Below are 14,009 nucleotides of genomic sequence, written 5' to 3'. Positions count from 1 at the left end.
AAACTTAAGCCTTTCGCAATGATCAGAAAAATCGCCTTACTATTTACTTTAACACTTATCGGTTACCGTGCTTTTTCGCAAACCTGTAACTGCGAAACCGAAGTAAAATATATCGCCGGCTTTATGGAAAAGAATTACGCCGGTTTTAAGGACAAGCAGGCACTGATGACTAAAGCCGGCTACGATAAAATGCTCAGTGAATATATCGGGCTTGCAAAAAAGCCCCATGCCAATGAACATTGTCTCCTGATCATCGCCCAATATCTTGGTAAATTTAAAGACCACCATGTATCCGTTGGTGTTAAATTTGATGCAACTAAAATTGATTCGGCGTATATAGCAAACCGGGAGATCGTTCCTATAACAGCAGAAAAAATTGCCGAATTAAGAAAATCCAAAGGCTTTGAGGGTATTTATGATTTTCATGATCCGGCCAAATATAAGATAGCGGTAATAAAAGATAAAACACCCTTGCACGACTATATGGCCGTGATTATAAGCTCCAACCTGCCGGGATGGAAACCAGGCATGATCAAATGGGAAGCTAAAATGGTTAATGACAGTATTGGGCGTGGTGTATTATATATACTTAACGGGATGCCAAAAGTAGAAGGGTTTTATTTTAAAGGCAACCGGATTTATGGCGATTGGCATCGCGAGGGGACTACAGTTACTGAGTCCGCCTCATCCAAATACGAACCGGTGGCATTCCGTAAACTATCTGATAAAACCAGCTATCTGAAAATATCAACCTTTTCTCCGTCAAATGCAACAAATATTGATTCTATTGTTAAGGCAAATACAGCGATACTTTCAAACACCCCTAATTTGGTTTTAGATTTAAGGGGCAATGGCGGCGGCGCCGACTATACCTTTACCCCCTTAATGGATTTGGTGTATACCGGCCCGATTAAACATATAGGTAATGATTTGCTGTCTACCGATGCCAATATAGCCGGCTGGAAAAATATATTAAATGACAATGACAGATCCGAAGAAAACAAACAATCGCTCAGAAAAACAGTTGCCTCGCTTGAAGCAAACAGGGGTAAAATGGTAATGAATGCTAACGATTTTGACATCACCGGATACAAAATACAGCCCAACCCGGCTAAGGTTGTTATATTAATTGATAATAATTGCGCCAGTACTACCGAAGAGTTTTTACTACAAAGCCGCCAAAGTAAAAAAGTTACGCTGATGGGGCAGAACACATCAGGAACGCTCGATTATTCTAACGTAATACAAGCTCCGTTTTCTTGCATGCCGTACGTTCTTCATTATTCTTCCTCTCGTAGCCGCCGCGTGGATGTAGGCCAGGGAATTGATGAAACGGGTATAAAGCCCGCCGTTTATTTGCAGGAAAAAGACGATTGGATCAAAAAAGCCCAGGAAACATTGGAACACTAAAAGGCACAATCTCTCATATGTGTTAAGCAGCAAATGGGGCTATCCGGCGCTTAAGCCTAAATTCATTAAAACAGCCGATACTTTATAGTAATGGCCGTTCTGTTTTACCTTCACAGGTCTCCTTCACTGGCCCAAGTTTACCGATAGCGTAACTTCCGCCCCCTTCATCCCTCCCAACCCGCATCTCGTCAATTATCCCAACACAATCATCAATTCATCAAACCCATACCGTTAGCATTCGCTATTTTGTTATCAAAAATCAATAACCGGTATGAAAACATCGCGCTACCTTATTTTCATCGTTTTAATATTTTGCGGCTGTTCGTCAGCTCCCCAAAGCGATAACCTTGCCGCCGACAAACTTGCCCTTCAAAAAACCAAGGCCGCTTTTACTACGGCTTTTGCTCATAGTGATGTAAAGGCTATTGTGGCGCTGCACCATCCTGATATTGTTAAATATTTTGGCGGCAGCAATGTGGTTACCGGCCGCGCGCAACTGGCCCGGCAGTTAACGGCCATGTTCCGTACATCCAGGATGGAATTAATCCAGAACCAGGTTGAAAGTACCGCCTTTAATGGCAACACCATTATCGAAACCTGCATATTCGCGTTCAGGGCAACCCCGGTAAATGGCGGCAAGCCGTCTGTAGGCCGGGGGCGGTCAATGACCGTTTTTGTCAGGTATAAAAACAGCCCCTATGGTTGGGTTTCTATAAGGGAAATGGCACAGGCGGCTCCTGAAGTTGCAAATAATTCTGTTCAGGCTCAGCTGTCAGTAAAATAACGCCGCTTTTTACATTCGCGTAAAAACCGCACACCTAAAACGTGATTTAACGCATTGTTTTTCAATAATTTATATATAATTTCATTCATCTAACAACAATAAAACCATACCAACCAGCAATTAGAATTTACACAAGCACAATTGGCGAAATAAATGAAACCGCGCGATCATAGTTTTTGGCCGTTTACGCCAAAGGTGAGTATCATTACCGCCGTTGTTGTTTTATTGGTGCTCCTGCTGCTTACGGGGGTGCTCCGTGTTTATACAGGCTGGCCTGCCGACTCGGCCAATAACACCGTCTTGATCGGAATTTTTATCCTTAGCCTGCTCCCTATCGTCCTCGCAATTCTCAACGTAGTTATTGAGCGCGGGGGCAGCATAGGCTATGGCGACCTCAAGATCGACTTTTCAAAAATCCAGCAACTGTCAAATTCGGGTTTTACCGTGCCCGCCAATATTGGGGTACGGGGACAGTATGTTGCCGACAGCGGCACCTCCAATATCCTCGAAACACTGCGCGCAGCTACTTCTTCGGGCGTCGCTGTGATCGACCTTGAAGATGGCCACGCCTGGTGGGAAACCCGGTTATTAGTTTTGCTGGCCGGCGCCGACCGCCTAAAAAAGCCCGATAAAATTGTTTTTGTAGCAACTGTCGAAGCAAGAGAGCAAACTTATTTAGGCTGGGCCCGCCCCGGCGACCTCCTGGAACAATTGCTAAAAGAAGACCCCCGATACTTAAGAACCTTTTATGCCGCCCGCGCGGCTGCCGCGCAATGGGCATTATTAGGTCCGTTAGCCCTCTTGCCGCCCGGCAGTTATTATAATGCTCCGCCGCCACCGCCCTGGATGCAGGGTATCCTTGCCCTGAGCCACGCCTGGATGGCATTTTCAACTACCACCGGTTTACCTAACGAATTATTAACCGAGCAGCTTTTACAGAACGAACTTGGCCAAACTATTGAAAGCACAGGCGGCGCAAAGCATATCAGCACCGTACACCTTGATAATTTATTTAAGCCGGTACTGATAAAAAAACAGATAGACAAAAACTGGGATAATGAGCAGCAAACAAATGCCCTGTTTGCAAATGAAGATCCTTTTATTGTGATAACAGAAAGTGGAAAATACTCGGCGATAGTCTCGGCACAGTCTTTATATAATGAGGTATTAAGAGGCTTTTTAAAAACAGCCTGATGAAGATTTTATAAAAAAAGGCCTCATAACTTCATTACTTAAATAACGCGACAGTAAGTTACTGATCGTTAAATGTGTTTTCCCGATCAATATTATAAATATGGGCGTTGCCTGCGGCCGTGCTATACGCTCATACGCCTGCAGGCCTTATGCTCATTGGCCGGTATCCGCTCCTATCACTAACGCGGCCCCCGCGCACCATCGTTAAAATCTATTTTATACATCACCGCAATTTTTTCCGGGCTCCCAAGGGTGGCTACCCGCAATGACGAATTTTGTTTTTTTATGTAGAGACGCATCACATGCGTCTCCCGCATGCAAATTCCTGAACTTAATGACTTACAAACCAGCTTGCCCTATGGGAGACGCATGTGATGCGTCTCTACCAAAAATCTTTTACCTGTTCATAAATAACTTCCGGGAGGCATGATGAATAACAAAAAGCCCCGCTTGCGCGGGGCCGAAACAGTTAGCTACTATATAACACACATTTAATTAAAAACACACAGCAAATTATTACCTATTCTTCTGTCGCTAACTGAAAGCTTATTGGGATACTGTACCTAACCCGCACATTCTGGCCGTTTTGCACACCAGGCTTCCAGGCTTTGGCTAATTTAAGTACACGTAAAGCTTCCTCATCAAAACCATAGCCTGCAGGACGGTCCACTTTTATATTTGATAAAGTGCCATCTTTTTCAATAATGAAACTCAGAAGAACTTTGCCTGAAACACCCTGCTCCTGGGCAACCGCCGGGAAACGCAGGTTCTTTTGCAAAAATTTAGCCCATGCTGCAGCACCGCCAACAGGTTCGGGCATAACTTCAAGCCCATCTAATGTATGAACGCCATCATCGACTTTAGCAGTTCCGGTTCCCCCGGGAGTTCCTTCGTCTGTTTTGGCTACATTATCTGTTCCGCTCTTCCCTGCTGCATCTACCGGCCCAATGGCAACATTTTTCAGTTGATCTATTGTAGGCGGGTCTGTTGGCGGCTCTGTTGTTACCAGGTGCGGCGTGGTGAAACCTTTTGCTTCAACCGGGGCAGCCGGCTTTTGATGCTCCATTGGAGCAGGAGCATCTGGCTGCTTGGGTTTAGCCTCAACAGGTGGTTTGGGGATGGAAGGATCAAGTGTCACTTCAATTGTCCGGCTATTATCAATTGGCTTCGGCTTTGCCTTAAAAATAATGGCTGCAGCCGATAAAAGGGCTACTGCCGCAAAGGCGATCCCCATGGATTTTGCCATAGTACGCCCATAGCTTTGTCTTAATTCATAAGCGCCGTAATTTTTGTTGCGATGGGCAAATACAAGGTCGAGCCACTCGGCATTGTACAAATCAAATTTGGTGATAAGCATAGTTTCAGAATTAAATTTCAATTATAACGAATATACTTATATTATATTTCGTGTAAAACTAAATTTATCGAAAATAATTTCGTCTAATTTTTCATCAAATTTTCATCTTCTTACAAAAATCATCAAATCATAATAATTTGTTAAAAAACCGACAACCACGCCCATCTTTTATTATCAATTAAATAAAAACAGCACAAAAACATTCATTTAAACACAATTTTTATATATAAATCATCAAAAACTTAAAATATTTTAAAAAAAAGTACAGTTATTTTATTTTTTTATTACTTTTAGATATGGTTAACAGGCTTTATAAACTTATCGCCTTATTTTTTTTACTCTTTAGCGGACTCACTGCATCCGCTAAGGGTGGATTATACCATTATTACCACAAAACCACAAAAAAAACCACGGTATCCGCTACAATACCACATCATTGCCCGTTAAATTTTGAATTCGCACTCAATAATGCACTCACGCCCGCTATTAATATACACCAGCATAGGGGTGCACATTCTTTACAGGCCTTTGTAGCAACGCCCGGCGGCTACGCCATTAAATTTAAATACCTTGATTTCATTTGCGGACTGGATACAAGTAAACTCTCCAGGTTCCGCAAGCTCATCCTTTTTCCGTTTCACGATTTTTGGTAGGCAAAAAACAATAAACCAACCCTCATGCTCTGATTAAGCATGCAGGATTTATTGTTTTTTAAAAAAATTTAGTTTTAATGCTGTCCGGTATTTTTGATTGGATACCGGGCAGTATTATTCAAATCTTCATTTTTCCTCCCTTAAACCCAAAACATGAAAAAATTCATACCCTTCGGCATACTTTTAATTGTAATTGTATTAGCCCTTCTATACCCTTCAGTTACTCTTACAACCATTAAAGACAGCAAAATTGATACAGGTGATACCGCCTGGCTATTAGTAAGTACTGCCCTTGTGCTGATCATGACCCCTGGCCTGGCATTTTTTTATGGCGGTATGGTGAGCAAAAAAAACGTATTGTCAACCATGCTGCAAAGCTTTGTTTGTATGGGTGTAATTACTGTTATATGGGTAATATTCGGCTTTAGCCTTGCCTTTGGCGAAGATGAGTTTGGTGGCTTTATCGGCAACCCCGGCACTTTCTTTATGATGAAAGGCACATTAGGCAACGCCACCTGGGAGCTTGCCCCAACTATCCCGCTGATACTATTTGCTATGTTCCAGCTAAAATTTGCGGTTATCACCCCAGCCCTCATCACCGGCGCGTTTGCCGAAAGGATCCGCTTCAACTCTTATGTTATCTTCCTTTGCCTGTTTATGGTGTTTATATATGCACCCTTAGCTCACGCTACCTGGCATCCAAAAGGCTTCCTTTTCGGAAAAGGCGTACTTGACTTTGCCGGCGGCACCGTGGTGCACATGAGTGCAGGCTGGGCAGCTTTGGCATCAGCTATATATCTAAAAGGCCGTAATGAAACATCACACAATCCGGCCCGGATCAGTTATGTATTATTAGGCACAGGCTTATTATGGTTTGGCTGGTTTGGCTTTAACGCAGGTTCGGCCCTTGGCTCGGGTACATTGGCCGCAACTGCCTTGGCAACAACCACTACGGCATCAGCTGCAGCAGCTATGGCCTGGATGTTCTTTGATATCCTTCGCGGTAAAAAACCAGGTGTATTAGGTGCCTGTATCGGCGCGGTTGTAGGTTTGGTGGCTATCACTCCGGCAGCGGGCTATGTAACCATCCCTCATTCATTAATTATCGGTATCATAGCAGCAGTTGTAAGCAACCTGGTTGTGATCTGGAGAACAAAAACCAGCATTGATGATACCCTCGACGTATTCCCATGCCATGGTGTAGGCGGCATGGTTGGTATGTTATTAACCGGTGTATTTGCACACCAAAACGTAAACGCCGCTAATACAACCGGCAATGGTTTATTTTACGGCGAAACACACCTTTTCATCATTCACTTAATTACCCTTGTAGGTGTATCAGCCTTTGCTTTCTTCGGCTCATTCATCTTATTAAAGATCACCGACATGATCAGCACACTGCGTGTAACACCAGAAGAAGAGCTTGCAGGTCTTGACATCAGCCAGCACGACGAGGAACTGTAACCAGATCCTACCCCTACCTGATTAACCCAATTAACAACATAAAAAATAAGCCGCACCCTTTACAGCGTGCGGCTCTTTTATTTGATCTTGCACATTAGTTACTGCCTGCTTCAAACCTGCAACTGCAAACTCAACACTATTACCATTCCTTAGTAGATACCCTTTTTACTTTTTTAACTTCCGCCGGCTTTTCAAGCGACGAGGTTTTAAGCATATAAGCCTTTAAATTATCACCTACATGCTTGCTATTGCTCAGCACCTGGTTTAAACAGGCGTTAAAATCAACCTTTGATAATTTTTCCGACGCCTTTTCCAGGGCTACATCCTTGCCATGCATATGTTCCACATTACCATAACGGTTACGCTGATATGGCTGATAAACAAAATCCGTTAACCAATAACGGTATTTGCCATCTTTTACCTCTACTTTAAGCGTATAGCTTAGCTCACCGCCTTCACTATTACCCATCAGGCCTTTTTTGTTGACCAAAAAAATACCCGTACCGGTAAGCGCATTGCCATCCTTATCGGCCTTTGCCAGTTTAAGCACCTTTTTAGGATAGGCCTTAGTTAAAAAATACAATCCCCTGCTATAAAGCGAATCTGCAATGGAGCCGGGCTGGTCAACCGTTTTATAATAAATGTATTTATTATTCTCATCAAAAGCCAGCGAATCCTTCTGCGCAAAAGCGCCTGACGAAAAAAGGAGACCAACAAAGCCTAATAGTATCTTTTTCATTTAACAAATATAAAAGCCGTTCCGGATAAACCCGGAACGGCTCGCGATAAAAATAGATTAAATTAATTTTTTTTAGAACGCGTACACAGCAGCTACAGCAAACTGGCCGGCTGATTTCGAAGGATCGCCAGAGTGGTTCAGGAATGAAGTAGATGAGCCGTGATCTAACCTGATTTCAGGAATGAAAGTAAGCGGGCCTGATTTAATATTTGCAGTAAAGGTAAATGCTTTAACATTTTGTCCCGGAGGAGGGCCTAAAGTTACTAAATCACCTTTTTTAGTTTTAAAGTACTCGCCCCTTAAACCTAAAGTTACTGTTTTTGATACTGCTAACTGCGGATACAAAGCAACGCCGCTAAAACCACCACCATCATGCGGAGCAGAATAAGTAGCGCCGTTTAAGCCCAGTTTAAAGGCATCAGTAATTTGATAAGCGGTTGTTAAATCAACTTCGGTACCTGAAGTACTTCCGGTAGCAAGGTTAAGATAAGCAGTCCATCCTTTAACAGGAGATACAAACAACTGTGAGCCGAAAGTATTTACCTTATGCGTTGAAGTATAATTGTTCCAGGTATCATTAAAAATACCCGCCATTAAACTTACTTTATCACTAAACGCGTAAGTTAATTTAACACCAGGATTTTGGAACGGACCATTGGTAAATAAATACGAAGTAGAGTAGTTAAAGTTACCTACCGGGCTAATAACCTCATAACCAATAAAGGTAGCCATATAACCACCGGTAAGGTTTAATTTATCGGTTAAATCATATGATACATACAAATTTTGAATGTGGAATGAATCGCCATTAGGACCATTAGGAATTGATTGGGCCTGGCCACGCGGACCAAATGAAAGCTCGCCCACAAAAGCTGCTTTACCAACTTTTTTCTTCAAACCCAGATCAATCATACCAATTGATACTGAATTATGATCACTTGCAAAGCTGGTAGGGATTTGCGAACCCTTATCAGAAAAATCATATTTATAATAGGTATCTACCGAACCGTAGATCACCAGAGGGGAATCTGAGGTTGTTTTAACCGTGTCCTGAGCCTTAACCGTAAAGGCCGCAATTGAAAAAAATGAGAAGAGTAGAAATACTTTTTTCATGATAACGATTTAATTGTGAATTGATAAACTATTTGTTAATTGTTGTTTTTTTCGGGGAAATACACTGTTATTATTTGATTATCAACACCTTGCAGTTAAAAGGATAGTTTATGTGTCGGCATAAAAAATCCCTGCACGATTGGCAACGGCAACGTTCATTTAAACAACTAATGCTGTTTTAATATGAAATGCTGTTTAGTCTTAAGCCACCACCTTAGTTTAAAGTCAGAAATGAACTCCCGACTTTAAACTGAGGACTATAGGCTAATACTACCACTCTCCAACCGCACAAGGCATCAATATCTTTGTTTAAGCTATTAAGCTCCTATATGATCAGGCTTCAGAAGCAACCTTAGCGCCATTATCAAAAAGGCCGCTTAAGCTGATCTCATCATCCTGAACTGGGTAAACTTCGATACCGTGGTCAAATACGTCGATACCACCTGCGCCTGTTTCACCGTGTTCTTCGATACGTAATTTCCATGGATGACCTAATTTGTTGATCACAAACATCATCACATAAGTAATTACAAACACAGCAACGGTAATAGTTAAGCTACCTATAAGCTGCGCCTTCAACACATCAAAGCCGCCGCCATAGAACAAACCTGCTACCGGAGCAGAGTTATCTGCGCCTGTTGGGCCTGTAGCACCGTACTGGCCTGAAGCAAATAAACCCAATGATAAAGTACCCCAGATACCGCAAAGACCATGTACTGACACCGCACCAACCGGATCATCGATACGGAACCACTCGATCAGGTAAACACCTGCAAATATTACAAAGCCGGCAACCACACCCAACAGGATCGCGCCAAGCGGGCTTACCCAATAACAAGGACAGGTAATTGCAACAAGGCCACCTAAAAATCCATTTATTGTAAAGGCCAAATCAAATTTACCTTTAGTTGGACCAAACCATAAAGCGGCAAGCATAGCAGCAAAACCGCCGGCGCAGGCTGCAAGCGTAGTGTTAGCAGCAACACGGCCAATACCCTGCATATCCATTGCCGATAGCGTTGAACCAGGGTTAAAACCATACCAACCAAACCAAAGTATAAAACCACCTACAGCAGCAACCAATAAGTTGTGACCTGGAGGCAAACCGCCTTTTTCTTTATCATCGCGGGCAAATATCCTACCTAAGCGTGGGCCTAATACCATTGCACCAGCCAAAGAAGCCACACCACCAATAGTATGTACTACTGTTGAACCTGCAAAGTCACGGAAAGGCTGAGCGCTTATTGATTTAAAGAAGCCTGAAGTTCCCATTAACGCAAGGAAACCATCCGGACCCCATGCCCAGTGACCGATGATAGGATAAATAAAGCCGGTAATACCGATGCTGTAAAGGATATCGCCACGGAAACTGGTACGACCGATCATTGCGCCAGATACGATGGTTGAGCAGGTATCAGCAAAAGCGTACTGGAAAATCCAATGTGCCAATACCGGGATGCCGGTTGAACCATAAGTTTCAGGTGTGTTTTGAAGGAAGAACCAGGTTTTGCCATCAGCACCACCCCAGCCAATAAAGCCGTTACCGTTGCCAAACATAAAGGCATAACCTACAGCATAAAATAGTAAACCACAAAGACAAGTATCAAAAATACACTCCATCAGCACGTTCACTGTTTCGCGTTTACGGGCGAAACCAGCCTCGAGCATAACAAAACCCGCCTGCATACCAAATACCAAAAAGGCAGCAACCAGTGTCCAAACAGTATTAACCGTGTTAATTAACGCTGTTTCATGGGCGGTGTACGTTTCGGCAGCGTTAGCTTTTGTGCCAAATACACCTGGCAAAACCATCATTGCGGCAAACACCAGCAATAAGCCAATCATTTTCCCTGTAAAAATGGTTGCTCCCAGCGCCCATTTTTCACGTGTCAGCTGTCGGACTGCACTTAGGAAGTTGTGTTTTGTAGAACCTACTTTCATCGTTTAATTTAGTTTGATTGTTTTTTAAAAATTAATTAGTTTGATTGTTGTATTTAAATTTAGTTTGATTGCTATCCTGAATTACAAAACCCTTTTCACCTCCAAATCCTCAATCCCGCCTCTAATCTTTTTCATTTTTTTATAAAAAGCATAATAATTGGTGTGTTTTCGTAAATTATTTTCTGAAATTAGGTAGTATTTTTAAGAATAACAAATTATTAATGATAAATTAATGGTAAAAAATCAAAAAATTATGAAAATTGCAAAAACAAGGCTTTTAAAATGTCATTTTTTGATTATTTAAAAATGATATTTTCAATATAAATTCAATTCTATCATTAAAAAAATTAAAAAGATTGATTTTTACAGTTTAAAACATCAATTAATCCAATTTAAAATAAAAAATCCGGATAAAAGCCTTAAAAAAACAGGATTTTATTAATTTCAGATAGAAATTTTAAAAGAATTAAGACTTTCCTTTAAATTATCTCAGTTTTTTAATCATTAGGTGGTATGTTATATTTCATTTAATTTTACCCCGTATTTTAAAAGGATAGTTATAATTTTGAACACTAACCTTTATTTAAACCTCATAAAATATGTCCAATATCCGTTTTAAAGCCTTACAGGATGTACTTTCAAGAACTATCCCTGAAGTAAAACCGCCTTCACCAAAAATTTCCGATTATTTCGGATCGAATGTTTTTGATAAAAAGAAGATGAAAGAATACCTTTCATCAGAGGCTTACCAGGGAATTGTAAATTCAATTGAAAAAGGTGAGCCGATCCCGCGCGACCTGGCAGAACAGATAGCCTCTGCAATGAAAGCCTGGGCTTTAGGCAAAGGCGCAACCCATTATACACACTGGTTTCAACCGCTTACCGGCACTACGGCCGAAAAACATGACGCTTTTTTTGAGCCCACCGCAGATGGCGGCGCTATAGAACGTTTTTCGGGCGATGCCCTTGCACAACAGGAGCCTGATGCCTCAAGCTTCCCGAGTGGCGGCATCCGTAATACATTTGAGGCCCGCGGTTATACCGCATGGGACCCTTCTTCGCCTGCCTTTTTAATGGCGCGTACCCTGTGTATCCCAACGGTGTTCGTATCGTACACCGGCGAAGCACTTGATTATAAAGTACCTTTATTAAAGGCACTGAACGTGCTTGACAAAGCAGCCGTTGATGTTTGCCATTATTTTGATAAAGGCATTGAAAAGGTAAACGCGTCATTAGGTATTGAGCAGGAATACTTTTTGGTTGACCTGGCCTTATTTAATGCCCGTCCCGATCTTTATTTAACCGGCCGCACTTTATTCGGTCATATGTCGGCCAAAAACCAGCAGCTGGAAGATCATTACTTTGGCTCGATACCTGAGCGCGTGTATGCTTACATGCAGGATATGGAAGCCGAAGCATTGCAATTAGGCATCCCGCTTAAAACCCGTCATAATGAGGTTGCTCCATCCCAGTTTGAATGTGCACCGATATATGAAGAGATCAACCTCGCTATCGACCATAACCAACTGTTAATGGATTTGATGGACCGTGTTGCCAGGCGCCATAACTTTAAGGTATTACTTCATGAAAAACCATACGCAGGCCTTAATGGTTCGGGCAAGCACAATAACTGGTCGCTGATAACCAATACAGGCAAAAACCTGTTATCGCCAGGCAAAACGCCTAAAAACAACCTCATGTTCCTGGCCTTTTTTGTGAATACCATCAAAGCGGTACACGAGCATGCCGACCTGTTAAGGGCATCCATTGCATCAGTTAACAATGACCACCGTTTAGGCGCCAATGAAGCCCCTCCGGCCATTATATCTATATTTTTGGGCAGCCAGCTTAGCGACGTGCTTGATGAGATAGAAACATCCCGCATCAGCAAAAAAATTAAAGAAGAAAACCTGTTATGGCAGGGCATCCCTAAGATCCCGCAAATTTTACCCGACAATACCGACCGTAACCGTACCTCACCTTTTGCCTTTACCGGTAACAAGTTTGAGCTGCGCGCAGTAGGCTCATCAGCCAACTCGGCAAGCCCGATGACCATTCTTAACCTTATCGTTGCCGATCAGCTTAAAAAATTCAAATACGATGTAGATAAGCTGATGAAAAAAGGCGAGAAAAAAGATCTGGCTTTATTAATGGTGATCAAAAAGTACATCAAAGAATCAAAAAACATCCGCTTTGAGGGAAATGGCTATAGCGAAGAATGGGAAAAAGAAGCCGCGCTAAGAGGTTTACCCAATGTTAAAACCACACCAAAAGCGCTGGATGCTTTAATAAACGATAAGTCGGAACATCTTTTTGCCGAAACCGGCGTGTTCACCGTGCGTGAAGCGCATGCACGTCACGAGATCTTGCTTGATGCTTTCTACAAAAAGCTACAGATAGAAGCCCGCGTAATTGGCGAAATGGTGATGAACGTGATTATTCCGGCAGCAATTGCTTATCAAAGCAAACTGATTGAAAATGTAAAAGGACTAAAAGACATTGGCCTGGATAAAGCAACTTATGCTTCGCAGCTGGACATCATTAACAGGATCTCCGAGCATGTGAACTTCATTAAAACCAATACCGAGCAAATGGTTGAAGAGCGTAAAAAAGCTAACGTTATTGACGACCTTCGTCAGCGCGCTATTGATTACGATGAAAAGGTAAAATCATTCTTCCAGCCTATCCGCTACCACGTTGATAAACTGGAGCAACTGGTTGATGACCGCCAATGGCCGCTGCCAAAATTCAGGGAGTTGTTGTTTATTAAATAGAACTTTGATTTTAAAATACAAATGCCGCTGATGTTAAACGTTAGCGGCATTTTTGTTTTAGCACTATAACCTCACCACTATTGGCAAAGTACTGAACGTACCTCAAATACTTTTTGCGACCGATATGTTAATACCTTTGAAATTTCACTGTTAAAAAAACGCTGCAAAGTTAACCAACTGCTTGCATTCATGCTGCTATTTACATTTTTATCCAAGTCATTAATAATTTTCAGATTGCCGACAAACTTCATATTATCCTTAAACTGCAAAAAATCCTTTCGCCAAATAAGTAACCCGTAACTACCTAAATAATAAGGCTTAATTTCGGGATGATATTGCCACATACATTGAATTTGAGAGTCCGGATATTTAAAATTACCGTCCTTATAAACGGCCTTCCCCCAAAAGCCACTATTGATGGCATCCTCAATTACAGGGATCTCTTCATTATCATACGTTAAGGCAGCAAAAATGTAATAATGCGGGCTCCGCGCTTTGTAAATACTCGTACAGATGATCACTTTATACCGATTATCTGCCGCCAAAAAAGTAAACACGTCGCCTTGATTCATATTTTATA

11 protein-coding genes are annotated in these 14,009 nt (G+C 42.1%); 6 read left to right on the top strand and 5 right to left on the bottom strand.

Annotated elements, in window-relative coordinates:
* Positions 1-18 precede the first annotated feature (18 nt).
* From FHW88_RS25010 to FHW88_RS25000, 3 genes are all read left to right on the top strand, one after another.
* Entirely contained in the window at positions 19-1,410 is a 1,392-nt protein-coding gene (locus tag FHW88_RS25010; protein ID WP_176628359.1) for a S41 family peptidase, read from the top strand.
* A 271-nt stretch (positions 1,411-1,681) separates the two neighbouring features.
* Positions 1,682-2,194 carry a YybH family protein gene (locus FHW88_RS25005; protein ID WP_176628358.1) on the top strand — a complete coding sequence of 171 codons (513 nt, stop codon included), beginning with the start codon at positions 1,682-1,684 and terminating at the stop codon, positions 2,192-2,194.
* 153 nt (positions 2,195-2,347) lie between these two features.
* Complete coding sequence (locus FHW88_RS25000; RefSeq protein ID WP_176628357.1) at positions 2,348-3,388, top strand: hypothetical protein; 1,041 nt, start codon at positions 2,348-2,350, stop codon at positions 3,386-3,388.
* Between the two features lie 520 nt (positions 3,389-3,908).
* Here the strand turns inward: FHW88_RS25000 and FHW88_RS24995 are convergent.
* On the bottom strand, positions 3,909-4,745 hold the full coding sequence (locus tag FHW88_RS24995; protein ID WP_176628356.1) for an energy transducer TonB: 837 nt from the start codon (positions 4,743-4,745) through the stop codon (positions 3,909-3,911).
* Positions 4,746-5,041: 296 nt separating this feature from the next.
* On the opposite strand from FHW88_RS24995, the gene FHW88_RS24990 reads away from it, so the two are divergent.
* Complete coding sequence (locus FHW88_RS24990) at positions 5,042-5,398, top strand: hypothetical protein (protein WP_176628355.1); 357 nt, start codon at positions 5,042-5,044, stop codon at positions 5,396-5,398.
* Positions 5,399-5,551: 153 nt separating this feature from the next.
* Positions 5,552-6,862 carry an ammonium transporter gene (locus FHW88_RS24985; protein WP_176628354.1) on the top strand — a complete coding sequence of 437 codons (1,311 nt, stop codon included), beginning with the start codon at positions 5,552-5,554 and terminating at the stop codon, positions 6,860-6,862.
* A gap of 139 nt (positions 6,863-7,001) precedes the next feature.
* On the opposite strand, the gene FHW88_RS24980 is transcribed toward FHW88_RS24985, so the two are convergent.
* The 3 genes from FHW88_RS24980 to FHW88_RS24970 form a co-directional block, all read right to left on the bottom strand.
* Entirely contained in the window at positions 7,002-7,601 is a 600-nt protein-coding gene (locus FHW88_RS24980; protein ID WP_176628353.1) for a DUF4468 domain-containing protein, read from the bottom strand.
* Between the two features lie 72 nt (positions 7,602-7,673).
* Positions 7,674-8,714, bottom strand: a complete 1,041-nt coding sequence (locus FHW88_RS24975; protein WP_090533026.1) for a porin — start codon at positions 8,712-8,714, stop codon at positions 7,674-7,676.
* A gap of 333 nt (positions 8,715-9,047) precedes the next feature.
* Positions 9,048-10,655, bottom strand: a complete 1,608-nt coding sequence (locus tag FHW88_RS24970; protein ID WP_090533028.1) for an ammonium transporter — start codon at positions 10,653-10,655, stop codon at positions 9,048-9,050.
* A 599-nt stretch (positions 10,656-11,254) separates the two neighbouring features.
* Here FHW88_RS24970 and FHW88_RS24965 point away from each other — a divergent pair.
* The gene (locus FHW88_RS24965; RefSeq protein ID WP_090533030.1) at positions 11,255-13,429 is read left to right on the top strand and encodes a glutamine synthetase III; all 2,175 of its coding nucleotides are present in this window, start codon (positions 11,255-11,257) and stop codon (positions 13,427-13,429) included.
* A gap of 77 nt (positions 13,430-13,506) precedes the next feature.
* Here the strand turns inward: FHW88_RS24965 and FHW88_RS24960 are convergent, their stop codons facing one another.
* Positions 13,507-14,001, bottom strand: a complete 495-nt coding sequence (locus FHW88_RS24960) for a hypothetical protein (RefSeq protein WP_176628352.1) — start codon at positions 13,999-14,001, stop codon at positions 13,507-13,509.
* Positions 14,002-14,009 lie beyond the last annotated feature (8 nt).

This window comes from Mucilaginibacter sp. SG538B, assembly GCF_013376065.1.
Taxonomy (GTDB): Bacteria; Bacteroidota; Bacteroidia; order Sphingobacteriales; family Sphingobacteriaceae; genus Mucilaginibacter; species Mucilaginibacter rubeus.
This window is presented reverse-complemented; position numbering and strand designations above follow the sequence as displayed.